The 23,990-nt window shown below is 65.9% G+C and carries 23 protein-coding genes; 12 read left to right on the top strand and 11 right to left on the bottom strand.

Annotated elements, in window-relative coordinates; all coding sequences use genetic code 11:
- Positions 1 to 366 carry a hypothetical protein gene (locus V6M51_RS16625; protein WP_332768956.1) on the top strand — a complete coding sequence of 122 codons (366 nt, stop codon included), beginning with the start codon at positions 1 to 3 and terminating at the stop codon, positions 364 to 366.
- A gap of 41 nt (positions 367 to 407) precedes the next feature.
- On the opposite strand, the gene V6M51_RS16620 is transcribed toward V6M51_RS16625, so the two are convergent.
- The 3 genes from V6M51_RS16620 to hspQ form a co-directional block, all read right to left on the bottom strand.
- On the bottom strand, positions 408 to 1,028 hold the full coding sequence (locus tag V6M51_RS16620; protein ID WP_332768955.1) for a hypothetical protein: 621 nt from the start codon (positions 1,026 to 1,028) through the stop codon (positions 408 to 410).
- 128 nt (positions 1,029 to 1,156) lie between these two features.
- Entirely contained in the window at positions 1,157 to 2,023 is an 867-nt protein-coding gene (gene phhA, locus V6M51_RS16615) for a phenylalanine 4-monooxygenase (protein WP_332768954.1), read from the bottom strand.
- Positions 2,024 to 2,141: 118 nt separating this feature from the next.
- Entirely contained in the window at positions 2,142 to 2,528 is a 387-nt protein-coding gene (hspQ, locus tag V6M51_RS16610) for a heat shock protein HspQ (RefSeq protein WP_254833474.1), read from the bottom strand.
- A 239-nt stretch (positions 2,529 to 2,767) separates the two neighbouring features.
- Here hspQ and V6M51_RS16605 point away from each other — a divergent pair, with 239 nt between their 5' ends.
- On the top strand, positions 2,768 to 3,874 hold the full coding sequence (locus tag V6M51_RS16605; RefSeq protein ID WP_332768952.1) for a Ppx/GppA phosphatase family protein: 1,107 nt from the start codon (positions 2,768 to 2,770) through the stop codon (positions 3,872 to 3,874).
- Positions 3,871 to 4,578, top strand: coding sequence for an RlmE family RNA methyltransferase (locus V6M51_RS16600; protein WP_332768950.1), 708 nt, complete (start codon positions 3,871 to 3,873; stop codon positions 4,576 to 4,578). The genes V6M51_RS16605 and V6M51_RS16600 overlap by 4 nt, the downstream gene beginning before the upstream one ends.
- A 100-nt stretch (positions 4,579 to 4,678) precedes the next feature.
- Here V6M51_RS16600 and V6M51_RS16595 read toward each other — a convergent pair whose 3' ends face one another.
- Entirely contained in the window at positions 4,679 to 5,590 is a 912-nt protein-coding gene (locus V6M51_RS16595) for a LysR family transcriptional regulator (RefSeq protein ID WP_332768948.1), read from the bottom strand.
- 54 nt (positions 5,591 to 5,644) lie between these two features.
- Here V6M51_RS16595 and V6M51_RS16590 point away from each other — a divergent pair, with 54 nt between their 5' ends.
- From V6M51_RS16590 to V6M51_RS16565, 6 genes are all read left to right on the top strand, one after another.
- Complete coding sequence (locus V6M51_RS16590; RefSeq protein WP_332768946.1) at positions 5,645 to 5,923, top strand: hypothetical protein; 279 nt, start codon at positions 5,645 to 5,647, stop codon at positions 5,921 to 5,923.
- A gap of 68 nt (positions 5,924 to 5,991) precedes the next feature.
- Positions 5,992 to 7,458, top strand: coding sequence for an IMP dehydrogenase (guaB, locus tag V6M51_RS16585; RefSeq protein ID WP_332768944.1), 1,467 nt, complete (start codon positions 5,992 to 5,994; stop codon positions 7,456 to 7,458).
- On the top strand, positions 7,458 to 7,856 hold the full coding sequence (locus tag V6M51_RS16580; RefSeq protein ID WP_332768942.1) for an MAPEG family protein: 399 nt from the start codon (positions 7,458 to 7,460) through the stop codon (positions 7,854 to 7,856). The genes guaB and V6M51_RS16580 overlap by 1 nt, the downstream gene beginning before the upstream one ends.
- A 9-nt stretch (positions 7,857 to 7,865) precedes the next feature.
- A complete protein-coding gene (locus tag V6M51_RS16575; RefSeq protein WP_332768940.1) occupies positions 7,866 to 9,143 on the top strand; it encodes an RsmB/NOP family class I SAM-dependent RNA methyltransferase in 1,278 nt (425 codons plus the stop codon).
- A 216-nt stretch (positions 9,144 to 9,359) separates the two neighbouring features.
- Positions 9,360 to 10,916 carry a glutamine-hydrolyzing GMP synthase gene (gene guaA, locus V6M51_RS16570; protein WP_332768939.1) on the top strand — a complete coding sequence of 519 codons (1,557 nt, stop codon included), beginning with the start codon at positions 9,360 to 9,362 and terminating at the stop codon, positions 10,914 to 10,916.
- A 320-nt stretch (positions 10,917 to 11,236) separates the two neighbouring features.
- A complete protein-coding gene (locus V6M51_RS16565; protein ID WP_332768938.1) occupies positions 11,237 to 12,493 on the top strand; it encodes a tyrosine-type recombinase/integrase in 1,257 nt (418 codons plus the stop codon).
- Here V6M51_RS16565 and V6M51_RS16560 read toward each other — a convergent pair.
- Complete coding sequence (locus V6M51_RS16560) at positions 12,483 to 12,812, bottom strand: helix-turn-helix transcriptional regulator (RefSeq protein ID WP_332768937.1); 330 nt, start codon at positions 12,810 to 12,812, stop codon at positions 12,483 to 12,485. The genes V6M51_RS16565 and V6M51_RS16560 overlap by 11 nt on opposite strands.
- 280 nt (positions 12,813 to 13,092) lie before the next feature.
- Between V6M51_RS16560 and V6M51_RS16555 the strand changes: the two genes are divergently transcribed.
- From V6M51_RS16555 to V6M51_RS16545, 3 genes are all read left to right on the top strand, one after another.
- Positions 13,093 to 13,875 carry an ORF6N domain-containing protein gene (locus V6M51_RS16555; RefSeq protein WP_332768935.1) on the top strand — a complete coding sequence of 261 codons (783 nt, stop codon included), beginning with the start codon at positions 13,093 to 13,095 and terminating at the stop codon, positions 13,873 to 13,875.
- Between the two features lie 245 nt (positions 13,876 to 14,120).
- Positions 14,121 to 14,783, top strand: coding sequence for a hypothetical protein (locus V6M51_RS16550; protein ID WP_332768933.1), 663 nt, complete (start codon positions 14,121 to 14,123; stop codon positions 14,781 to 14,783).
- 524 nt (positions 14,784 to 15,307) lie between these two features.
- Positions 15,308 to 15,886, top strand: coding sequence for a hypothetical protein (locus V6M51_RS16545; protein ID WP_332768931.1), 579 nt, complete (start codon positions 15,308 to 15,310; stop codon positions 15,884 to 15,886).
- Here the strand turns inward: V6M51_RS16545 and V6M51_RS16540 are convergent, their stop codons facing one another.
- The 6 genes from V6M51_RS16540 to V6M51_RS16515 all read right to left on the bottom strand — a co-directional run bounded on the left by V6M51_RS16540 (position 15,887) and on the right by V6M51_RS16515 (position 23,913).
- On the bottom strand, positions 15,887 to 16,396 hold the full coding sequence (locus V6M51_RS16540; protein WP_332768930.1) for a hypothetical protein: 510 nt from the start codon (positions 16,394 to 16,396) through the stop codon (positions 15,887 to 15,889).
- An 18-nt stretch (positions 16,397 to 16,414) separates the two neighbouring features.
- Positions 16,415 to 17,539, bottom strand: a complete 1,125-nt coding sequence (locus tag V6M51_RS16535; RefSeq protein WP_332768929.1) for a reverse transcriptase family protein — start codon at positions 17,537 to 17,539, stop codon at positions 16,415 to 16,417.
- A gap of 198 nt (positions 17,540 to 17,737) precedes the next feature.
- The gene (locus V6M51_RS16530; RefSeq protein WP_332768927.1) at positions 17,738 to 19,033 is read right to left on the bottom strand and encodes a phosphoribosyltransferase-like protein; all 1,296 of its coding nucleotides are present in this window, start codon (positions 19,031 to 19,033) and stop codon (positions 17,738 to 17,740) included.
- A 6-nt stretch (positions 19,034 to 19,039) separates the two neighbouring features.
- A complete protein-coding gene (locus V6M51_RS16525) occupies positions 19,040 to 20,755 on the bottom strand; it encodes a UvrD-helicase domain-containing protein (protein ID WP_332768925.1) in 1,716 nt (571 codons plus the stop codon).
- Positions 20,752 to 22,758, bottom strand: coding sequence for an ATP-dependent nuclease (locus tag V6M51_RS16520; RefSeq protein WP_332768923.1), 2,007 nt, complete (start codon positions 22,756 to 22,758; stop codon positions 20,752 to 20,754). Before V6M51_RS16520 ends, V6M51_RS16525 begins: the two co-directional genes overlap by 4 nt.
- A gap of 162 nt (positions 22,759 to 22,920) precedes the next feature.
- Positions 22,921 to 23,913 (bottom strand): hypothetical protein, encoded by a 993-nt coding sequence (locus V6M51_RS16515; RefSeq protein ID WP_332768921.1) that lies wholly within the window; start codon positions 23,911 to 23,913, stop codon positions 22,921 to 22,923.
- Positions 23,914 to 23,990 lie beyond the last annotated feature (77 nt).

The following is a 23,990-nucleotide window of genomic DNA, read 5'->3' as shown; positions in this document are numbered from 1 at the left end:
ATGCGTGGGTTCCTGATCGGACTGGCCGCCGCCGGGAGCCTGGCGGCCTGCGACAAGCCCCTGACCGTTCCGGACGCGCCGGGTGTCTGCTGGCGGCTGGCCGAGAACGGTCCCAACGGCAAGCCCGAGTTTCGTCCGATCGCGCCCGAGGTGCCGAGCCTGGAGGCCTGCGCTGTCCGCCTCGACGGAATACGCATGCGCAACGGCGGGCCCATGACCGGCGGTTTCCAGGGGCGCTATATCTACGCGTCGGACCGGGAGGTCACCGCGGCCAGTGGGCCGAAGGCCCAACGCTATCGGCTCTTCACGCCCGACCAGCTCGCCAAGATCCGGCATGGTCTGCAGACCCTGATCGACGCGGGGTAGGCGAGCGCCTTGGCCTCGCGGCCGGGCGCTCGCGTTCCCGGCTAGGCGAAGTCGCCGATGGCGATGTCCGAAAGGCTTCTGCCGACCAGCACGACGGCCACGTCCAGGGTCGCCGGATCGTCGTCGGTGTTGGCGAAGACCACCAGGTCCGAGCCGATCTGCATGGCGACATAGTCCGCGCCGCCGGCCACGGCTTGCAGGGCCGCATCCATCGCCGAGGCGAAGTCGTCGGCGATCCCGAAGCCGACGGTGTCCTCCGCGCCCGGCCCCGCGCCCATCACGAGCCGGTCTTCTCCGGAGGTGAAGTCGAAGATCTGGTCGAGGCCATCGGTCGTGTCGGAGATCCCTTCGACGACGAAATCATCGGCGCCCGCGCCGCCGGCCAGGCTGTCGGCCCCGCCGCCGCCCACGAGGGTGTTGTTTCCGTCGTCGCCGCTCAGGCTTTCGCTCCCGGCCCCGCCGGGAACGGTCTCCTCGCCGGGAGGATCGAGTCGTTTGGCCAGGCCCGGCGGCAGGTCGGGGCGATGGCTGTGCACATTGTCGGTCTGGCCCGGCGGGTCCACCCGCCAGCCTCCATTGCCGCCGCCGTTGAGCGGCAGGTGTTCGCCGCGCTGGCCGAACGTGACGGTCTCACTCTGCGTGGGTTTGATTCTGGGAGCCATGGGGGGGTCCTTCTCGGATCTGACGATGGATCGAGAGTCCCGATTTCCGCATGAACAAACGCGAAAACAACGAAGTTAAGTTGAATTGATGGTTATGAGATGTTAGCCGATATATTCTCTAACAATCCCTAATACTGCGCTAAGCGTCCACCGTTCCTTGCATAGGCCTGGGTTCCGACGGTGAAGACTTCATCTCCAGGCTCAATCGCCTCGATGGGGATGTCGGGCAGGCGGGTCAGGCGTTCATAGAGCGCGCCGAAGTCCTGCAGGGTCGCGTCCAGCAGGGCCTGTAGCGACGGGATCACGAAATAGACCTGCTGGAAGTCATCGATCCGGTAGGGCGCGCGCATCACCCGTTCCAGGTCGAAGCCCAGGCGGTTGGGGGAGGGGTCGTCCAGGGCGAAAATCGATTCCGCCCGGCTGGAGACGATGCCGGCGCCGTAGATCCGCAGGCCCTCCGGGGTCTGCAGCAGGCCGAATTCCACCGTGTACCAATAGAGCCGTGCCAGATTGTGCAGCTGTCCGCGGCCGAGCGCGCGCAGGCCGCCCTCGCCATAGGCCTGCATATAGTCGGCGAACGTGGGGTCGGTGAGCATCGGCACGTGGCCGAAAACGTCATGGAAGACGTCGGGTTCTTCCAGATAATCCAGCTCGTCCGGCTTGCGGATGAACTGGCCGGCCGGGAAACGGCGATTGGCCAGGTGCTCGAAGAAGACCTCGTCCGGCACCAAGCCTGGCACGGCCACCACGCTCCAGCCGGTGAGCCTGGTCAGTTCCTCGTTGATCCGCGAGAAATCCGGGATGCCGCCGCGATGCAGGTCCAGCGCGTGCAGACCGTTCAGGAAGGCGTCGCAGGCCCGGCCGGGCAGCAGCTTCGTCTGGCGCTCGTAGAGGGTTGTCCAGACCGCGTGCTCGGCCGGTGTATAGGCGGCCCAGTCCTGGTCGATGGTCCAGTCGGCGCGTGCGTCGGGGGGAGGGTTGCCATCTGCGCTCATGGCGAGAGAATGACCGCGAATCCGCGAAAGTTCCGTTCGAACTGCGCGTCAAAACCGCCAGGTCGCGGAGAAAGATTGCGTGAGACCGGCCCGGCGTCGAACGCCCGTGCCCGAGGTTTTAGTGGCTGATGCGCGGCCGAAGATTGTAGTGGCCTTCGCTGAAGCTCTCGAAGATCAACGAAGCCTGCGGGTGGCCGATCGGCTCGCCGCTCTCGTCCGGCAGCAGGTTCTGCTCGGAGACGTAGGCGACGTAGGCGTTTTCCTCGTTCTCGGCCAGCAGGTGGTAGAACGGCTGGTCCTTGCGCGGCCGGATGTCCTCGGGGATCGACTGCCACCACTGCTCGGTGTTCGAGAAGGTGGGATCGACGTCGAAGATCACCCCGCGGAACGGGAAGTGACGGTGCCGCACGACCTGCCCGATGGCGTACTTGGCCAGGCGTGGCTCCGCCAGGACCCGGGGCCGGGTGACAAGGTCGCTGCCAACTTTTTCGATTCGAGCGTCCATGAAGGAGAATCTAAACCACGTCACCTAACCGGAAGGTGAACGTAACGCTCACGGCCCCGTGTGCAAGGCTGCGCCTTCCGAGAGGCGAGCCATGTTGCTACAGTCTCTCCTGAAACGAGGCGCCGATCTTAGCGCCTGCACAAGGACGGGTGGCGGTCCATGCCTCAGGCGCCCTCGAGTCCGTTCGCTTTGAACGGATTCCAGACCCTATATCTATACGCGTCCGAGGCGACTGGCCGGTGACATCCGAACCGGAGTCCGCCGCGCCGCGCAACGGCGCCGAGACGCCCTGCTATGGCGCGCTCGACCTTGGCACCAACAATTGCCGGCTGCTGATCGCCACGCCCGCCGGCCGCGGCTTCCGGGTGGTCGAGGCCTATTCCCGCATCGTTCGGCTGGGCGAGGGGCTCGGCCAGTCGGGACGGCTTTCCGACGCGGCCATGGAGCGCGCGCTCGCCGCCCTGCGGGTCAGCGCCGAGAAGGTCCGCCGCCGCAAGGTGGTGAAGCTGAAAGCCATAGCCACCCAGGCCTGCCGCTCGGCGATCAACGGTCCGGAGTTCGTGGCGCGGGTGGTGGCCGAGACGGGCCTGCAGCTGCAGATCATCAGCCCGCGAGAGGAGGCCCAGCTCTCCGTGGCCGGCTGCCTCAACCTGCTGGATCGCCGGGCCGACGCGGCCCTGGTGGTGGATGTGGGCGGCGGCTCGACCGAGCTCTCCTGGGTCGACCTGCAGGTCGGCGGCCTGGAGACCGAGATCTCCAAGTTTGCGGCCGGGCGCCTGCCGATCAAGGCCTGGCTCTCCATCCCCATCGGGGTGGTGACCCTGGCCGAACGCTTTCCCGAGGGGGAGACGGTCACCCAGGGCTGGTTCCGCGAGATGGTCGAGACGGTGAAGGCCGAGTTGGCCGCCTTCCGCAACGCCGATTCCATGCGCGAGGTGTTCGACGCTGACCGCGCCCATCTGGTGGGAACCTCCGGGGCGATCACCAGCCTGGCCGGTATGCATCTTGGCCTGCGTCGATATGACCGCAGCCAGGTGGACGGCATCTGGATGACCCGCGACCAGTGCGACGCCGCGGCGAACCTGCTGCTGGGCCTCAACGCCCGGGAGCGGGCCGAGCAGCCCTGCATAGGGCCCGACCGCGCCGATCTGGTGCTGGCGGGGGCGGCGATCCTGCAGGCCGTGCAAGAGCTCTGGCCCTGCACGCGGGTGCGGGTGGCCGACCGCGGCCTGCGCGAGGGCATCCTGATGTCGCTGATGTCGGACGCCGGGACCGGCCGCAAGCGCCGCCGTCGGCGTCGCGGCCGTAGATCGGCCGGGGCTTCCCCTGTAAACGCTCCGGAATGACCGACGAGCCCCCCCGCAAGCGGATGGTGAAACGCCCGACGGGCGGAACCGAGGAAGGCCGGGCCACGCCCGAGCGCCTGAAGACCGCCCGGGATCGCACGCCCTCGTCCCAGGCCTGGCTGTCGCGCCAGATCAACGACCCCTTCGCCGCCAAGGCCCGCGCCCACGGCTATCGTTCGCGGGCGGCCTACAAGCTGACCGAGCTCGACGACAAGCTGAAGCTCTTGAAGCCCGGCGCCCGGATCATCGACCTGGGCCTGGCGCCAGGCGGCTGGACCCAGGTGGCGGTCGAGCGCGGGGTGACCAACATCGTCGGCGTCGACCTGCTGCCGGTCGATCCGATCTCTCCGGCCCATATCCTGGAGATGGACTTCACCGACCCGGCCTGCGGCCCGATGCTGATCGACCTGCTGGGCGGGCCGCCCGACGCGGTGCTTTCGGACATGGCCCCCAACACTGTCGGCCACAAGCAGACCGACCACCTGCGGATCGTCGGCCTGATCGAGGCCGCCGCCGATTTCGCCATCAGCGTTCTGAAGCCCGGCGGCGCCTTCATCTCCAAGGCCTTCCAGGGCGGTGAGAGCTGGGAAGTGGTCAATCGCCTGAAGCGCCACTTCGCCGAGGTGAAGCACATCAAGCCCAAGGCCAGCCGCGCGGGCAGCTCCGAGGTCTATCTGGTGGCGACGGGGTTCAAGGGGCGCTGACTCCCAACCTCGTCATCCTCCGGTCAGCCGCAGGCTGATCCGGGGGACCCAAGCGGCTTCGCCAGTTCTGCAACACGGCTTGGGTCCCCCGGATCGTCTTTCAGACGACCGGAGGATGACGACCGTTGGATGGTTCAGGCGTTTTCGCCCCCTCCGCCACCAGCCATTTCCGGAACTGATCCAGGGCCCGGCTCGAGGCGCCCGGCGCGGCCAGCAGGGCGAAGGCGCTCTCGGCCTTGCGGAAGCCGAACGGGGCGACCAGGCGTCCACTGGCCACATAGTCGGCCACCAGCGGCCACGGCATGACCGCAACGCCCAGGCCGGCGATGGCCGCATCCACGGCGAAGTGCAGGTGGGCGAAGGGTTGCTCGGGGCCGGGTGGCAGCTCCATCCCCACCAGGGCCGCCCAGATCGCCCAGCCCTGCGGATGGGTCTGGGCCGCCAGGCGCGGCGCCTTCAGCAGGTCGCCGGCGAAGCGTTCCGCCAGGGCTGGAGACATCACCGGCCCAAGGTGGCTGGGCATGAAGGCTGTGGCGTCGGGATCGGCCAGGCGGCTGGTCGGCACCATCCGCACCACCGCGTGGGCGCCCCGGTACGACGTGGCGTGGGACGGCAGTTCGGCCAGGTGCAGCCGGACCTTGGGATGGGCCGCGGCGAAGCCGCTCATCCGTGGGATCAGCCATTTCACCGAGACGCTGGCGTTGACCGCGATATGCAGGTCCTCGCCCCCACCTCGGGTCTGGCGCACCGCCGTGGCGATCTGGTCGAAGGCGGCGGTCAGGGCCGGCAGCAGGCTGCGCCCGGCTTCGGTCAGCTCCAGGCGGTGTTTGGGCCCGGTGAAGAGGCGCACGCCCAGGGTCTCCTCCAGGGCCTTCACCTGCCGGCTGACCGCGCTGTGGGTGACGTTCAGCTCCTCGGCGGCCAGGGTTGCCCGGCCGGTCCGCGCCATGGCCTCGAAGGCGCGCAGGGCGTTCAGCGAGGGCAGGGGGGCTGATGTGAGATTTTCGAACATCTCGCATCCAATATGTCGATTTCCTCCATTCCGCAATCGGCGCACAAGCTCGCCATGGCGGATCATCCCAATGTCCCGAAACTCAGGCGACCGGCGATCTCGCTGGCCCTGAACCTGGGATGGGCCGCTGTCTTGGTCGCCACCGTCGAAGCGCTCGGCCGCTCCGGCGGGGCCTTGGCCCAGGTGACAGGCTTGGTGGCCGTCCTCCTCCTTCAGCTGATGAGCGTCGCCCTGCTGGTCCGCGCCCTGGCCAGCTGCCTCGTCGCGCTACTGGCGCTGATCCTCGCGGCGGCCGCCGCCCAAACCCCGATTCAGGAGCCCGCGACCGCATGACCCTCCAGACTCCGCTTGCCGCCGCAGGGGCCGTACCGCTATACGCGGCTCGCAAAATGGAGACTCCAATGGAGATTCGCGAAGGTCTTACCTTCGACGACGTTTTGCTCGAACCGGGTGCGTCCGATGTGATGCCCACCCAGGTGGACACGACCACCAAGTTTACGCGCGAAATCAGTCTGAACATCCCGCTCGTGTCCTCGGCCATGGACACCGTGACCGAGAGCCGTCTGGCTATCGCCATGGCCCAGGCCGGCGGCCTGGGCGTGCTTCACCGCAACATGACGGCGGAGGAGCAGGCCGATCAGGTGCGCGAGGTGAAGCGCTACGAGAGCGGCATGGTCATCAACCCGCTGACCATCAATCCGGACACGCCCCTGCGGGAAGTTCTCGAGATCAAGGCGCGGCGCAAGATCTCGGGCTTCCCGGTGGTCGAGCCCGGCACCGGCAAGCTGGTGGGCATCCTGACCAACCGCGACATGCGGTTCGAGGGCTCCAGCGAGGTCCCGGCCAAGGTCCTGATGACCAAGGACAACCTGATCACCGTCCGCGAGGGCTGCACCCAGGACGAGGCCAGGGCCCTGCTGCGCCAGCACAAGATCGAGCGACTGATCGTCGTCGACGAGGCCTTTCGCGCCGTGGGCCTGATCACCGTCAAGGACATGGAGAAGGCCCAGGCCCACCCCATCGCCGCCAAGGACGCCCAGGGCCGCCTGCTGGTCGGTGCGGCTTCCACCGTCGGCGACGCGGGCTACGAGCGCTCGATGGCGCTGGTGGACGCCGGGGTCGATGTGGTGGTGATCGACACCGCCCACGGCCACAACGCCGACGTGTCCAAGGCTGTGGGCCGACTAAAGCGCGAGACCAACCGCGTCCAGATCGTCGCCGGCAATGTCGCCACCTATGAAGGCGCCCGCGCCCTGATCGACGCCGGCGCCGACGCAGTGAAGGTGGGCATCGGTCCGGGCTCCATCTGCACCACCCGCATCGTGGCGGGGGTGGGCGTGCCCCAGCTCACCGCCATCGCCGACGCCGTCCGCGCCGCGACCGGCACCGACGTCCCGGTGATCGCCGACGGCGGCATCAAGTATTCCGGCGACCTGGCCAAGGCGCTCGCCATGGGCGCTCAGGTGGCCATGATGGGTTCGGCCTTCGCCGGCACCGACGAGGCGCCGGGCGAGGTGTTCCTGTACCAGGGCCGGTCCTACAAGGCCTATCGCGGCATGGGCTCCCTGGGCGCCATGTCCACGGCCAACGGCTCGGCCGACCGCTACTTCCAGAAGGAGGTCTCGGCGCTGAAGCTGGTGCCAGAGGGTATCGAGGGCCAGGTCGCCTATAAGGGCCCGATCAACGCCATCCTGCACCAGATGGTCGGCGGCCTGCGGGCGGCCATGGGCTATACGGGCGCGGCGACCCTCGAGGACTTCCGCCAGAAAGCCCGGTTCATCCGCATCACCGGGGCCGGCCTGCGCGAAAGCCACGTCCACGACGTGATGATGACCCGTGAGGCCCCGAACTATACGAGCCCCGTCTGATGCACGGTCCCGCGCCCGAACTTCGGCTGCTCGCCGCGGCGGTGGTCGTCGGCGTGGTCCAGTTGGTCTGGGCCACGGTGGCCGCGCGGGCGCAGGGAGGCATGAAATGGGCGGCCGGTCCGCGCGACGAGCCGATGCCCGTCACCGGCGGGGCCGCTCGGCTGGAACGGTCGTTCCGCAACTTCATGGAGACCTTCCCGCTGCACGCCGCGGTGGTGATCGTCGCCTATCTGGCGGCCAAGCTGAGCGACCTGACCCTTTGGGGCGGCGCGCTCTATGTGGTCGGCCGGGCCTTCCATCCGATCTTCTATCTGGTCGCCATCCCCTATCTGCGGACGTTCGCCTGGTTCGTGGCCTTCGCGGGCACGGTGATGGTGACGACGGCGATCTTTCTGTGAGCCAAGCCCTTGCGTGACGGCGGACGCCTTTCCGCGGCCATCGAGATCCTCACCGACGTCGAGACGCGCCACCGGCCTGTGAGGCTGGCGCTCAAGACGTGGGGGGACGCCTCGCGCTATGCGGGGTCGAAGGACCGCGCCTGGGTCTCGGGCCTGGTTCTGGACATGCTGCGCCGCCGCCGCTCGCTAGGCTGGCGCATGGGCGACGACAGCCCCCGCGCCGCGGCCCTGGCCGCCCTGCATGTGTTCTGGAATTGGCCAGTCGAGCGCATCGCCGAAGCCGCCGGCGACGAGCCGCACGGCCCCGGCCCCCTGACGGAGGCCGAGCGCGCCGCACTCGTCCAGCCCCGGGACCTGGCCAACGCCCCGCCCGCCGTGCGCGGCGACTATCCGGACTGGCTGGAACCCTCGCTCGCCCGCGCCTTCGGCGACGAGGCGCCGCTGGAAGGCGTTATGCTTTCCGAGAGGGCGCCGGTCGACCTGCGTATCAACACGCTGAAGACCGATCCCGAGCAGGCCCTGAAGGCGCTCGCCCCGCTGAACGCCGAGCCGACCGGCGTCCTGCCCAACGCCGTGCGGATGGCGGCCCCCGACCCGTCCCAGCGCGGCGGTTCGCTGGAGACCATACCGGCCTTCTCCCGGGGCTGGTTCGAGGTGCAGGACCTGGCCTCGCAGATCGCGGCCCAGGCGGCCGGCGACATCAAGGGCGCCCAGGTGCTCGACCTCTGCGCCGGGGGCGGGGGCAAGACCCTCGCGCTCGCCGCCGCCATGGGCAATACGGGCCAGATCTACGCCTATGACAGCGAGGCTCGCCGGCTGGCCGACACCGTGCGCCGCTCCGAGCGCGCCGGCATCCGCAACCTGCAGATCCGCTCGCCGGTCTATCCCGACCCGCTGAAGGGCCTGGACGGCAGGATGGACGTGGTCTTCATCGACGCGCCCTGCTCGGGCTCGGGCGCCTGGCGCCGCCACCCCGACACCAAGTGGCGGCTAAAGCCCGAGGCGCTTAGCCAACGCATGAGCGACCAGGACGCCGTGCTCGATCTGGGGACAGGCTTCGTGAAGCCCGGCGGCCGCATGGTCTATGTGACCTGCTCGGTCCTGCCCGAGGAGGACGAGGATCGCGTCGCCGCGTTCCTGGCCCGTACGAAGGGCTTCGTCGTGCGCCCCGCCACCGACCACCCCGACCTGACCCGACACCTGACGGACGAGGGCTATCTGCGCCTCTCGCCCCGCGCCTCCGGCACCGACGGCTTCTTCGTCGCGGTGTTGGAGAAAACCAAATGAGCGGACGATCCATCGTTCCTTCTCCCCTTGCGGGAGGAGGTGGCCCCGCGAGAGCGGGGGCGGATGAGGGGTCTCTCAGAACTCTCCGACTAGCCCGGCGCGGGTCTCGACGGATGGGGTGGCGCGACCCCTCATCCGTCGGGCTCCTCGCCCGACACCTTCTCCCGCAAGGGGAGAAGGGAACGATCGCCACGACCTCTTCTCGGTGACAGCCCAATGACCCCCACCCACGAACGCGTCCTGATCGTCGATTTCGGCAGCCAGGTCACCCAGCTCATCGCCCGGCGCCTGCGCGAGAGCGGGGTCTATTGCGAGATCCATCCCTTCGACAAGGTCGAGGCGATGCTGGACGGCTTCGCGCCGAAGGCGGTGATCCTCTCCGGCGGGCCGGCCAGCGTCCACGAGGACGCGAGCCCGGCGGTCACCCCGCGGGTCTTCGGGCTGGACGTCCCGGTGCTGGGCATCTGCTACGGCGAGATGACCATGTGCGACCAGCTGGGCGGCAGGGTCGAGGGCGGCCACACCCGCGAGTTCGGCCGCGCCGAAATCCTGATCCACCAGGAGAGCCCGCTGCTGGCGGGCCTGGGCGAGGTCGGCTCGAAAGAGACCGTCTGGATGAGCCACGGCGACAAGATCACCGCCATCCCTCAGGGCTTCCACGTGGTGGCCTCGTCCGAGGGTTCGCCCTATGCCGTGATCGCCGACGAGGCCCGTCGCTTCTATGGCATCCAGTTCCATCCGGAGGTGGCGCACACCCCGCGCGGCGCGCTCATGCTGCGCAACTTCGTCCACGGCATCGCGGGCCTGAAGGGCGACTGGACCATGGCCGCCTTCCGCGGTGAGATGGTGCAGAAGATCCGCGACCAGGTGGGCGACGGCAAGGTGATCTGCGGCCTGTCCGGCGGGGTGGATTCCTCGGTGGCGGCGGTGCTGATCCACGAGGCGATCGGCGACCAGCTCACCTGCGTCTTCGTCGACACCGGCCTGCTGCGCCACAACGAGGCTGAGCAGGTCGTGACCATGTTCCGCGACCACTACAACATCCCCCTGGTCCATGTGGACGCCGGCGACCTGTTCCTGGGCGAGCTGGCCGGGGTCTCGGACCCCGAAACCAAGCGCAAGACCATCGGGCGCCTGTTCATCGAGGTCTTCGACAGGGAGTCAGCCAAGATCGAGGGCGCGGCCTTCCTGGCCCAGGGCACCCTCTATCCGGACGTCATCGAGAGCGTTTCGGCCAGCGGCGGCCCCTCGGCGGTGATCAAGAGCCACCACAATGTCGGCGGCCTGCCGGACTATATGAAGCTCAAGCTGGTCGAGCCCCTGCGCGAGCTGTTCAAGGACGAGGTGCGCCTGCTGGGCGTGGAGTTGGGCCTGCCGCCGGCCTTCGTCGGCCGCCACCCGTTCCCGGGCCCGGGCCTGGCCATCCGCATCCCCGGCGAGATCACCCGCGAAAAGGTCGCCGTCCTGCAGCAGGCCGACGCCATCTACCTGGACGAGATCCGCAAGGCCGGCCTCTATGACAGCATCTGGCAGGCCTTCGCCGTGCTGCTTCCTGTGAAGACGGTGGGCGTCATGGGCGACGCCCGCACCTACGAGGACGTGCTCGCACTCCGTGCCGTCACCTCCACCGACGGCATGACCGCCGACTTCTTCGAGTTCCCCTGGGAGGTCCTCGGCCGCTGCGCCACCCGGATCATCAACGAGGTGAGGGGGGTCAACCGCGTGGTCTACGACGTGACGAGCAAGCCGCCTGGGACGATTGAGTGGGAATGATTCCGGTGCTTTCAGGGTCCTTCTCAGGCTATCGCGAAATGGACTTAAGCGCCAGATAAATAACAATATTATGGTTTTTTGCTATCGCCCTCTATCGCTGGGCGTCGAGAGCCCGTGTCGGTAGATTTGACGGTGCGCCGTCGTCTTGTCCTGAGCCGCGTGTGTCGATACCGTCAGATGAATAGAGCGCTCTGACGGTATTTTTGCGACAGTCATCTCTCGGAAAAATATAAGGAAAGTGCCGCGTCGAAAAGTCGATTTTCGCCTGACGGTATTTCCAAGCAGAAGGGGCGCATTTTTCCGGCTGTCGGAGGCGGCTCGTGCTGACGGACACTGCGCTTAAGAATCTGAAATCAAAGAAGAATTCGTACAAGGTGAGCGACCGTGACGGTATGTACGTCGTGGTCTCGACCTCGGGCGCCCTGACCTTCCGCTACGACTACCGGCTGAACGGGCGTCGAGAGACCCTGACCATCGGGCGCTATGGCCTAGCCGGCCTCTCGCTCGCCAGGGCGCGGGAGAAGTGCCTGGAGGCTCGGCGCGCGATCGCTGACGGGCATTCGCCCGCGCAGGAGAAGCAGCGCGAGAAGCGCCGGCTTCAGGAAGCCAAGAGCTTCGGCGCCTTCGGCGAAAAGTGGATGAAGGAGGCCCGCATGGCCGACAGCACCCGCGCCATGCGCCGCGCCATCTTCGAACGGGACGTCCTGCCGACATTCAAGTCGCGACTTCTGAAGGAGATCACACCGAACGACATCAGAGCGCTTTGCGCGAAGGTGAAGGACCGCGGGGCGCCGGCGACGGCCATCCACGTGCGCGACATCATCAAGCTCATCTACGCCTTTGCGATCCTGCACGGGGAGAAGGTTCCCAATCCGGCCGAGGAGGTGGGACCCGCGTCGATCGCGACCTTTGTGCCTCGCGACCGGTCCCTCTCGCCTACCGAAATCAGGATCATGTTCGGTCTGCTCGAACACGTGGCGACCCTGCCGACCATCCGGCTAGGGCTGAAGCTGATCTTGCTGACGATGGTTCGAAAGAGCGAGCTGCAGGACGCGACCTGGGACGAGGTCGATTTCGAAAACGCCGTCTGGACGATCCCGAAGGAGCGCATGAAGCGGTCCAAGGCGCACAACGTCTATCTGGCTCAGCAGACGCTCGACATCTTCATCGCGCTGAAGACCTGCGCGGGGAATTCCCCCTACGTGCTGCCGTCTCGCTACGAGGCGGACGCTCCCATGTCGCGGGCTACCTTCAATCGCATCACCAGCGCCGTCGCCGACCGCGCGAAGGAACAGGGGCTGCCGCTCGAGCCGTTCACCGTCCACGATCTCCGCCGGACGGGATCGACGCTGCTCAACGAGCTCGGGTTCAACAGCGACTGGATCGAGAAGTGCCTGGCTCACGAAGACGGCCGTTCGTCGCGCGGGGTCTACAACAAGGCCGAGTATGAGCATCAGCGCCGGCACATGATGCAGGAGTGGGCCGACACCGTCGACGCCTGGATCGCTGGTCGCAAGTACACGCCGTCCTTGTCGCCGCCGCAGACCGCGGTGATCGGGCCAGACCCTAGCGTCTGACCGGGCGGGTCTTGCGCAGCCGCACGTCGGGGCCAGGCGCGCGCTTGATGAGCGCGGCGTCGGAGGCCTGACGCCGCTCCACGAGCCAGGCCTCGACCTCCGCCAGGCTCCAGACCACGCACCGCGGGGTCAGATGAAATCGGCGGGGAAACTCGCCGCGCTGTTCGAGTTCGTAAATCGTCGTGTCCGCCAGGGGAACGATGCGGCGCAGCTCCGTTCGCCGGATCGTGCGCTGCAGGGTCGTTGTGCGGTTGACGCTCGATCCACCCCCATCGCGTGGAGGTTCGGCATGGCGGTCGTCGCTGGACAGGTGGGTCATGGTCTTTCGGCTCCGATCAGCGGCTCGCTTGGATTGGACTTTCATCAGCGTCGCGATGGGAAGGCCTTCCGCCCCGGCGTAGCGCGATCGCGGCTCATGGCGTGGAGATCGGACGAACCCATGCCGAGGCGGATCTAGCGCCGCGGAAGCTCGATCAGGGGAGGGGCGCGCCCAAGCATCGTAGGAATTCGCGGTGTGGCGACGAAACGTCGATTGGATGTGGCGGCGGGTGACGCCGTAGCTTCCGACCTTACCTCCAGCCCTTGATTTCCCGGTGTGCATGGTCGTCAAAACCCACATGGTGCGAGGGGCGCGGGTCGTCTTGGACGAGGATCTCGCGGCCCTCTTCGGCGTCGAGACCAAAAGGTTGAACGAGCAGGTTCGGCGCAACAGCAGTCGGTTCGACGGCTATGCCATGCAACTGGGTCCTGAGGAGTTCGCCGTCTTGAGGTCGCAAATTGCGACCTCAAGACTCGGACACGGCGGCCGACGACGTCCGCCCTGGGTCTTCACCGAACACGGAGTGGTCATGGCCGCGACGGTTCTCAACTCCGATCCGGCGATTGCGGCGATGAGGCTCGTGGTGGAGGTGTTTGTTCAGGAGCGTCGGACAGGGTCGCAACTCGCCATCTCGGCCGACCGGGCAGGATCCGCGCTACCGGCCTCGGGCGATAAGCCCCTACTGATCGCCGCCAACCAAGCGCTCATTCCGCGTCTACAACAAGCGTTGGAGGGATTGCTCGACAGCGTCATCGATCACCGCAGCCAAGCGACCCTGCGGGAAGAAGCCCAGGAGATACTCGCCAGCTCGATCCGGCACCTGAAGGACCGATTGAACCGGCCCGGTTTGGAGAATGACGAGATCGCAGCCCGGGCGGCGAAGCTGTTGGCGGAGGCGGAAGCATCCAAGGCTAATGCTGCGAAGACCCGTGCCGAGGCCGAGGAGGTCGAATTGCGCACCCTGGCGCGAAAACTGCGTTTGGTCATCGAAGCGGAACGAGCGCTGGCGGCCGGTGATCTCGGCGACTTCCTCGCCGTGCTGGAAGATCTCGGCCGTCATTAGCCGCGAAAGAGTGACCCGTTGGAGGCATTGCTAAACGCTGCAGAAGGCTAGCATGGGCCGGACGACCAGCCGATCCACGCGCGCCCGATTACTACAGCCGCGACCTCTACGGCACGGTCACCACCAAGCTCCACCCCGAGATGTTCGGCGACTAGCTAGGTCAGGCGCCGGAGAGGACCAAGCTGGGCAGTAGGCTTGGGTGGCAAAATCAGCGAAGGTTGGAGCAGGACTGACGGGAGCGCCGCATGAACACCGCACTTCCGGTCTCGGCCGCAGCAATCGCACCGCCAGCGGCAGACGCTGGAACTCAGATGTCAGTACTGGAATTCATTGCTTCGATGACCGGCTCGTTGGCCGGGCCTATCACTGGCCTGGCGGTGCTTTGGGTCTTCCGCCGCCAGTTGACCGCCCTTGCGGGCAAGATCGCATCCTTCGAAGGCTTCGGCGTGAAGGTGAACTTTGCCGAGCGCGCCGCAGAATTGTCGGTGGCTTCAAGTGAGCCAACGACACCGCCCGTGCCAGTTCCTGACACAACGGCGGGTGCGGATGCCAAGCCACCCCGACGCCCAAAATCTCGCGGCGCACAAGTCACCGCGGGCATGGGTTCGTCAGAAGGCAAGGTCGTGGCCGGTTGGCTGATGATCGAAGCCGCACTGCGGGAAGCGGCCACCGAGCACGACATCGGGCCGTCTTCTAAACCACTGGAGCTTCTGTTCGCGCTTCAACAGGCCGAAGCGCTCACGGAAGAGACGGCGGGCCTCATTGAGGAGGCCCGGCGACTCAGGAACGCCGTCGTCCACGGCAAGGCGGAGGGCTTCTCGTTCATCGCCGCCCAGAACTACGCGCACAGCGCCACCAACATCGCAGCCCGCATTCGCGCCGAAGCAGGCCTGACGCCGGAGGCATGACGACTGGGTGCCAAGGGGGAGCTTAGCCGCCGGCGCATACGCGGCCGGCGGTCCGCCTCAAGACGCCTCGGCCTGCTCCTCCCGCTCTGTCATGAGCGGCGACACCAGCCGTCCTTGCAGTCGGATTCGCACCGGAGGCTGAAGCCCTCGCCATCCCGGTTCGGCCAAGCCGCGCCGATGGGGTCTAGGTCGCGACCCTTCCTTCCGCCACCACCCGATGGAGGCGGTACGTCGGCTTCCCGTCTGATTCTTCGGAGGTCTGGGGCTGGTGCTGGCATCATCGACTTGCTTCATGTTGGCTGCGGGACTATCCCGCGACTTCATGGGAGCCCTGGCAACAGGCCATGAGCCGGCGGTCATGCCCGGCACGCAGCGCGCCCGAACGGAGCGGAGCTGCACGAAGCGATAGCGAAAGGAAGCGAGCTGGGTTGATTGGCGGTAGGCCTGTCACACCACGCTCACCCACCCGAAGCCGCGAACACGTCTCGCGCCCCGTAAGGGAGTTAGGTCATACCTTCACCACCATGGACCAGCTACTAAGTCTCCGCCGTGAGGTTCACGACCACTTCCACGCCTCGACGATCCGGGAAGACCTGTTCCTCGTCCCCGGCAACCGTGACCGCTTTGCGCAGTACGAGACCGCCATGCTGCTGATGCAGGACACCGGCGCCGCTCTGCGCGAGCATCGGCGTCGCGACTTCTCGACCTCGATGGTGGGCTACATCGAGGTTTGGGGTGTCATGCAGGCGGTGTTCATTCAGCAGGACTCGCTCCTGGAGTTAGCCGCAGCCCTCGGCGCGCCGAAGCCTGTAACCGGCACGGCCTGGGAGACGATCCGCGATTTCAGGAATCTGCTAGCCGGCCATCCAATCAACAAGCGGTCGCCTAACAAGACTCCACTCCGAGCCTTCATGGGGCGGCAACAGAAGTCCTACCGTGAACTGACGTATGAGCTGTGGGACGCAGCGGCGGATCGCACCACCTTCCCGCAGGTGGATCTCGGCGCGATGCTCGACGCCTACGAAAACGAAGCCGCTGACCATCTTACTTCCCTCTTGTCGCACATGCGACTGGTGTGGCCTGCGCCGACGACTGCGGACTAGCTAGCCATCGCCCCGTTGATCGATGCTGTCACTGATCGGCTTCTTGAGTTCCAGGTAGGTGAAGTTCTCAACCCGAATGAAGGTCAGACCAGTCACCAGCGACTTTCCTGCCGCCTCGATCCCGGCTGCTGTCGGCTCAGGTTTGAAGTCGGCCGATCCCGTTGTCGTTAGAAACCGCCGCATACAGCCCTCGATCTCTGGCCGGTTGTTGTGGGCGAGCGAGTTTCGCAGATGGTCTAGCGCGATGCAGGACGACGCGAAGTAGTCCACGTACGCATCAGGACAGGCAGCCTGAAGCACCTGGACCTTGTGGCCAAACTTGAGCGCGCCAAGTTTATCGGGGCGGGCAAGGAAGTGGCTCAGGCAAACGTCCAGCTCCTGCTCCACGGCGAAATGGACCGCCAGGACCGCAACCGTTCGCGGGTCGGCCGCGCGGAAGGCCTCGACGTAGCGATCGAAAGCATCGCGCCACACATCATGGTCCGGCCTTGGCTCGACGGCGTCCATCATCGATCTTCTCCACCGCGCCTATCTCGTCCAGTCTATCTCGTTGAACTGCGCATAGAGCTTCGCCCCGTAGTCGCGGTCGACCTGATGCGCAAACGCGATCAGTCCCTCAATATGCCGCCTCATGCCGATGCTCGAAGCGAACCCTCGTTTCGCTCGGTGCGCCGTCGCGCCGATCTTGGGCGAGGTCAGCGCATAGAGATGCGTCTCGACGTTGTTGCGGAAAGCTCGGGTGAGCGCAGGTCGAGCGCTGTCGATCAACACCCCCAATAAGACCTTCCGGGCGCCTGGCGGGACCACCGACGTCTTGGCTCTATGGCTCACCAGGCCGAACTGGGCCAGCTCATGCTCGACCGCCTTGGCCAGGTCCATCGCAGCGCCGCGGTTCGAGCTGTCGCGGCGCGAGAACGCCAGGTCGTCCGCATAGCGGGAGTACCCCCACCCCCCGGTTTGGGCCAATGCCTCGACGCGACGATCGAAGGGCCTCATCACCAGGTTGGCGAGCATGGGGCTGGTAGGAGCGCCCTGCGGCAGGTGGCCTTGCGGATGTTGCCAGTAAGGCAGGCCAGCGCGGCCACGGCCGGCGGGGCGCCTCGGATCGGCAGCGCCGTGTTGCGTCAATCGCGTGCACAGCCGGGCCAACTGGAAGCTGACCAGCGCCGTGTAGCCGAGCGTCCTGAACACCCAATAGGTCTGTCGTTCCGAGATCGACTCGAAGAAGTGGCGGACATCCATCTTGAGAAGCCACTTGGCTTCCGTGTGTCGCCAAGCTGCGCCGACGAGGTCGCGTTTGGGCGTGAAAGCGAAGCTGGCCGCGTGAGGCGTGACCTCGTTGAGGATGTTCTGCGCAATCCACCGCTGCAACCGCATTAGCTGCGGGTTTGGGACACAGATCGTTCGATATTTACGAGGTGGGGCGGAAGCGCCGTTCGGCGTGCCGCGCTTCTTGATCCGATAGACGCGATACGGATCGACCTGCCGGTAGATGATCTTCTGCAGCGGCTCGACTGGAACGTCAGCCAAGTGGGCGAGATGGTGCAGCGTCAGGACGACCGGCACGTTCTCGTTTCGCCGCTTGATGTCCCGCGCGATAGATTCCGCCGCGGCGATGACCGCTTCGGAGCGACCGGCTTCCAAGGCGCCCAAGCGAAACTGCTGAGAGCTCCACGGGTGTCTCATCTACTTGAACCCAGGCCCGGCGGCGTCGCTTCGTCCTTCGAACCGAGCCTCACGAGGAGGTTCCTGAAAGGAACGAAGGAGGAAGCGACGTGGACCTGCGATCGGCAGCTCTAACAACGGCGACCGGAAACCCGATCACCCACGACAGACGGTTCGTACCGACCATCACGGCCGCTCCGAGGAGCGGCGGGCGCTAAACAAGAGCCGTGGAGCCCTCAGTTGCATTGGATAGTACGGTTCCGCTGCGGTGGGAATGGTGGGTCGTTCGCGCTCGGATCGCCGGCCCGCCTCAACCATGGCGTACCCTGCGTCGGTTAGGCGGCCATCCCCGCGCAACAAGCCATTCCTCAGCGCTCGCCTCAGCACCTCCATGACAGTTGGCACCGGAAGACCCGTTCTCTCCGCCAATGCCACTTCCTTCCCCGGACGCCAGCGACCACGCAGGATCGACAGCAGTAGGACCGTCGTGGCGTCGGCGGGCGAGAGCGCCGGGGAGAGCGCGACGCCAGTCGCCGACGCGGCGGCGGCGACGGCCTCTTCATCCGAGCGCAGCCCGAAGGCGGGCCGAAGATCGTTCGGCGCCGCGCCGATGTAGAGCGCGCGCCAGCCGCCTTCCGATTTGTGCAACAGCGCGGGGGTGTTGTTGGGGAGGCGATAGCTGAAAGCGATCAGCGCCCCGGAATTTCCGAAGCCCCATCGGCTTGCGCCTCGTCCAGATTCCGGACCGTATTTCGACACCAGGTCGTGCCAGTCCCACTCCTGCCGCCACCCCGTCCCACCCAGGCTGGGCGCGATGTGTTCGGCCATCACGTTCGGCTGGAGCCTGTGGCGTCGGACACGGGTCATGCCCGCAGCGGTTCCGGCCGCCGCGACGACATGAAAAGTGACGAGGCGTCGGGACCGCCAGGCTTTCACGGTCGGCACGGCCCACATGGCGTCAAGTATGTCGCGCACTCGCTGACCGGAACCGATGAAGTCTGTGACGATGACAATCGCCCCAACCGGCGCCGTCTTGCCCCGGATTCGGTCCGGTCCCGGGTGGTTCAGGAAGATTTCCGGTTGGGTCTCGACGACGGTGGAAACGGCCAGAGCGACCAGGCCTTCGCTGCCCACGCGCATCCCGCCGCGGACAGGTTTGACGGCGGGCGGCCCCACACGTCCAACAGCGCGGCGATGGGCGCGACCACGCGGGTCAATGATCGTCTCGCTCTGGAAGAACTCCTTCTGGGGAAACTCGCGCTCCGCATAGAGCGCCACGCGCCGGTGCCGGCCCCTCCGTCCATCGGCGAACCTGTAAAGCTGACTGCGGATGGCTGCGCTGACCTGCTCCTCGTTGAGCAGAAGCATCGTGTCGAGCATCGCTTCGGCCGCCGTCCTGTCAGCCTCGCTTTGGTCGAATTGCGCCAACCATGCCTGGGAGGTTGGATAGGTCGACAACGGCGCCAGCTTGAAGGAAGCCATCTGCGATCAGCCGAGGAAGTGCGCGTTGTCAGCGCCAAACAGCTCGCGCACCCTTTGATCCTTGGCCCCAGACCTGGCCGTCAGATCGATGACAGCCAAGTTGGTCTTCGCGCGGGAGCAGCAGACATAGAAGACATTGCGGCTGCGGTTCCAACGCTTCTCGTTGGCGGCGGCGTCCTCGCCGCTGAGATACTTCGAGAAGGAGTAGAGGTTCCAGTTGGCCCCGCCATCATCGAGCACGACGAGCACCGTATCGAACTCGTCGCCCTTTACCCCATGCTTGGTGGCGAACGGCGTGTGCGCCGCGAAGAAGTCCGCAAACGCCCGAACCTGCCGATACGGCAGCGCGAACAGTCCAGCGTAGAAGGCCTGCTCGCGCGCCTCCCGTTCGGCGGCCGGCGCGTCCTCACCAGCAACCTCGCGCTTACCGCCACCTAAGCGAAAGGCCAGGTCGTCGAGCAACGGGAAGAGGCCGCTGGCGCCGATGTGGCCTGTCAGCTCGCCGACCGTCCCGTCGCCGGACAGTCGGACAAGCTCGTCAAGCGCCTGGCGTGCTCTGCGCTTGTCGGCGTTGCTCGCCAGCTTGTGGCCGTTGGCGCGCAACAGGGACAACGTCCGCCCCTGATCACCGCGCATCCACGCCGCGGCGAGTGGTTCCACACGTTTGAGGAAGTACGCGATGGTCTCGTCCTCGCCGTCCATTAGCCGGTCACGCGCGAAGCTGCCCCGCTCGGCGTACAGCGCCAGTAGGTCGCGATACCCCGCCTTGCCCGCAATGAGGCGGTGCGTGAGGAACAGTTCGCGGCAGGCCGGCGCCGTTCGGGACCAGGCGAGCGTGCCGTCAACGAATGCGTGCGCCGCGGCCAAACCGGTGTCACCGTCTTGACCAGGGTGGATGTAGACTGCGGCGCCTGGCGCATTGTCTGCGGCGGGGAACTGCTCGATGTCGGTCCGTATCCGGTTGAGGACCCGGATGACGGCTTCTGAGCAGCGTCGGTTTTCGGCCTTCACGATGGGCCTAAGCTGGCCAGCCAGCGCGGCGGAAATCTCGCCCACGCCGGGGTGCTCCCCGCCGTGATAGATGTTTTGCAGCTTGTCGCCGAACAGGCCGACCACGAAGCCGGCGGTCGCGCCCGGCAGCATGTAGCCCAGCACGATGTCGATCACCGCCGGGCTGGTGTCCTGATACTCGTCCACGAAAAGGAACGGATGGCGCGCCGTCGTCAGGCGGCAAAGCAGCGGGCTATCCGCGAACATGATGCGCGCCACGCCTAGGAGGTCGTCGTGGAAAAGACGCCCCTTGATGAAATTCGAGCCCGTGTCCGAGTAGGTCACCGCAACCTCGGCCAACGCCGCTGCAAGCTCGCCACCGTCCTTCTTGCGATTGCTTCGATCCGGCAGGCCGGCGTTCAACTTCACTAGCGCGGCCTTGAGCGCCTTCTGGTGCGGCGCGATCACCTCCCAGAGGAAATCGTGGATCGTCGAGACCCTCACCACCGGGTCATGACCGATCCGCTCGAGGATCTGGTCCTTCGCGACGTTGGTGAAGGTGATGCAGGCAATCGTCTGGCCGTCGGCGGCGAGCTGGCGTCGATGGTCCTTGAGCACGACGCGAAGAGCCTGCACCAAGGAGTAGGTCTTGCCCGCCCCGGCCCCCGCGTCGAGCAAGAAGCTCGTTCGGGCTTTTAGGCACTCGGTGATCTCTTCGTCGGCCTTTGTCATGATGGTTGGGCCGCCAGCCAAGCCAAGCCATCGGCAATGTATTTGGGCGTCGACCATCCGCCGTGGACAAGAAGGTCGAGCGCGAAATCCACCTTCGGCAAGTTGGTGGTGAAAGCCGCCGCGCGCAGCTCGTCCGCGTCGGCGCCCGGCAGCAGTTCGCCCGTGCCAATCAGGCTCGCCTTCTCAGCGAGGAGCCAATCGGCGTTGGCGTAGATGAACGACTCCTCGAAGCTTCGGGCGCAAGGCAGATGGCGGGCCTCCGCGACCTGATAGGCGACCTGGATTCGATCCTCGGTCTTGTCCGCCGCCGTGGCTCCGAGCAGGTCGCCAAGCACCGACTTGCCCGGCAGCCACTTCTTGAGCGTGGCGTTGCTGGTCGATACGCCACCGGCCACCGGGCATTTCTTACGATCGCCGTCAACGGCGTCCAGGTCAGTGACAATCAGCGTCGGCACCTCGATGAACCGCATGAGGTCCCTGAAAGTGTGGGCGTAGGCGCCGCCGACCTCGATAGTGGCGAGATAGGTGCTGGTCAGATCGCCGATCCCATCCATCGCCGCCTTGGCGATCATCTTGGGCAGGAGCAGGCGTTCGACAGCGCCCTCGATCAAAATGGCCTTGTCGCAGAAGAACAGATCGCACCGAGTCAGCGTCAGGTACTGCCCCAGGAACTCCAAGGCGGCCCGCTGCTCCGGCGCCGTCTGCGTCGCCTGAAAGGCCAGCAGATCCTTCACGACCACCTTCGGTCCGCGGCGCCGGAAATAGCGCACGGGCGAGAAGCCGCAGTTCGCTACGATGTGCGGCGAGTGGGTGGTCAGGATGAGCTGCGCGCCGCCGTTGCCGCCGGGATTAATGAACTTGTCAGCCTTGTCGATGAAGACCGCCTGCATCTGCGGATGCAGATGCGCCTCTGGCTCCTCGACGATGATGAGATGAACACGCGGGCGCGGGCCGTCACCGCTCTCGACCTCGTCGCGATAGGCCTTCAACTGCAGAACCATATAGATCAGGTTCTTGAAACCGAGCCCATTGTACCGCTCGGGCAACTCATAGGCCGGGAGCGGCAGTTCGCCGGCCGCGACGGCCTCGATCTCCGCCTCGTAGTAGACGCGAGTGTTGTCCTTGAAGATGGCGCTCGCCGACAGCTCGGCCTTGATGGTGAGCTTGGGCGTGCGCGGATAGCCAAACTGGCCGAGGCTGTCCTTCAGGTCCTTAAAGGCGGCGCCGTACTTGCCCGTCAGATCGACGGACTGCGCCTTCACCGCTTTCTCTAGCTCCTCGTATCCCGCCGGCTCCGCCACCTTATAGCGGCGCTCGTAGTGGACGTTCAGCAATCGGGACAAGCGGGTCGCCTGTGCGCCCTCCTGATCTTCCATGTGGCGTTGGGCCGGCAGGAAGTCGATCTTGAGAAGACGTTTCAGCAGGCCGCCGTCAGGCAGTAGCTCCCGCACCCGCGTCTCGGGATGAATCTTGTAGTAGGCGAGGCTGTAAGCTTGGCCGAGGCGCGGGGCCAGGAAGTCGAGAAAGGCGACGGGATCCTTGGCGTGCTGCTCACGATAGTCTGCGGCAAGCTGAACCGGGTCCTTTGCGCCGAAATCGATCCGGAGGGCGATGGCGAAAGCCTGATCATCCAGGTCCATGAGCAGCTCACCGACCACAGCCAGGTCTTCGGGCGTCTCCTGGTAGGTGAAGTCCAGGCTCATCGCGATGACCGGCAGCGCCGGGGCGGGATCAGCTTCGCCGGCTTCGGCGGCCTCCTCGTCCTTCTCCTTCAGCGCCCAATCTCCGAAGGCACTAAACGCCGTGTGGGCGACAACCGAAAAGTCGCTGATCGAAAAGTCCTTGCCGGAGCCGGCGACGAACACAGCAAGCGCCTCTGCCATCGACGTTTTGCCACTGTTATTCGGCCCGACCAGCACAGTGGTCGCCTTGTCGCCCTCCAGCGTCACGGCGACATCGGCAAGCAACCGGAAGGTCTCAACGGTAACCTTGGCCAGCCTCATCTACTCCCCTCCCGAAGTAGGACGTCCGCCCACAAGCTCTACCATTTGGCATAGAGGTCCCCTTTGGACAACCGATGGTAGCCGAAGGTGGCGGGGGCTTGCCCGAGGCGCTTCAGCGCGTTGCAAACAGCGTGGGGCGCGTCTTCACGCTGGCCACACTCGTCAGATCGATTCGAGCAGGACGCCCAGATCGGTCTCAAGCCGGACGTCGAAGCACTCCGCGAGGCCTGCTTGGCGCGCCAAGTTGATGAACTTGTTTTCCGCTACCACGATGTTGGAGTAGGGCAGCACGGTCGTAAAATTCTGCATGTCGCGCATGTCGTTGATATGAATATTCCCGCGCTGTCCTTCCAGCTTCAAGCTTACCTCGCGCTCGATCAGGAAGGTCGGCGTGTCCTTGACGACGCGCCGCATCGTGGCTCCTTTGTTGTCCATGAAGCAGCGCCACGGCAGTCCAAGCTTGACGGCCGTGTCGATCATGAACTCCTGGTCGCCGAGCGCTAGAAGCACGCTGTAGATCCTGCGCCGCATCGAGAGGGACTCATTGCGATGCTTGGCTCGCCGTACCTCGATATCGGCCCTTAGCCGTTCCGCTCCCTGCTCGAAGGTTGCGACGGCCTGCCGTCGAACATCATCATCGCTGTCCGCGAGGTAATCGAAAAGTGCGGCTTCCGGATCCTCGCGGAAGAGACGAAGCACTCTCTCGGAAATGTCCAAACTCAGCCGTGGATCATCAACTTCGGCCTGGGCCTCGATGAACAGTCTTGAGAACACCCAGTCAGGGTTCGGTTCAGTCCACGGCACGCCGTAGATGTCCGCCAGGATGCGGCCGACCTCGACTTCCAGACGGCGTTTTCGGCCCCGGAAGACTTGGGCGCGGCTCAGAGTAACCTGGGTGTAAGCGATGGCCGCGCGCAGCGGCGCGTCGTTGACCTTGTGAGTCTCGTATAGGTTCGACGAAGTAAGCGGAAGGCGGACCCGACCGGCCTCGACCGCTGCGCACAACCGCTCCAAAACTTGGTGGTCGCGCGCATGATCAGCGGGAGTTTGAGCCGCGCGCATGAGGTCGATCCACTTGTTTTGATCCAGATAGACGACCGTCGAACGTGGTGGAGCTACTGCTTCAATGTCTTCGGATCGTTCCAAACTGATCATCGTGGGCCCCAGGGTAGACGTCGGTCGCGTCGGCCGCCGAATGTGGCGGACGCGACGCCCTGAAATCGATACCGAAA

The organism is Phenylobacterium sp., assembly GCF_036677185.1.
Taxonomy (GTDB): domain Bacteria; phylum Pseudomonadota; class Alphaproteobacteria; order Caulobacterales; family Caulobacteraceae; genus Phenylobacterium.
Note: the sequence above shows the minus strand (reverse complement) of the source record. Positions and strands in the feature narration are given on the sequence as shown.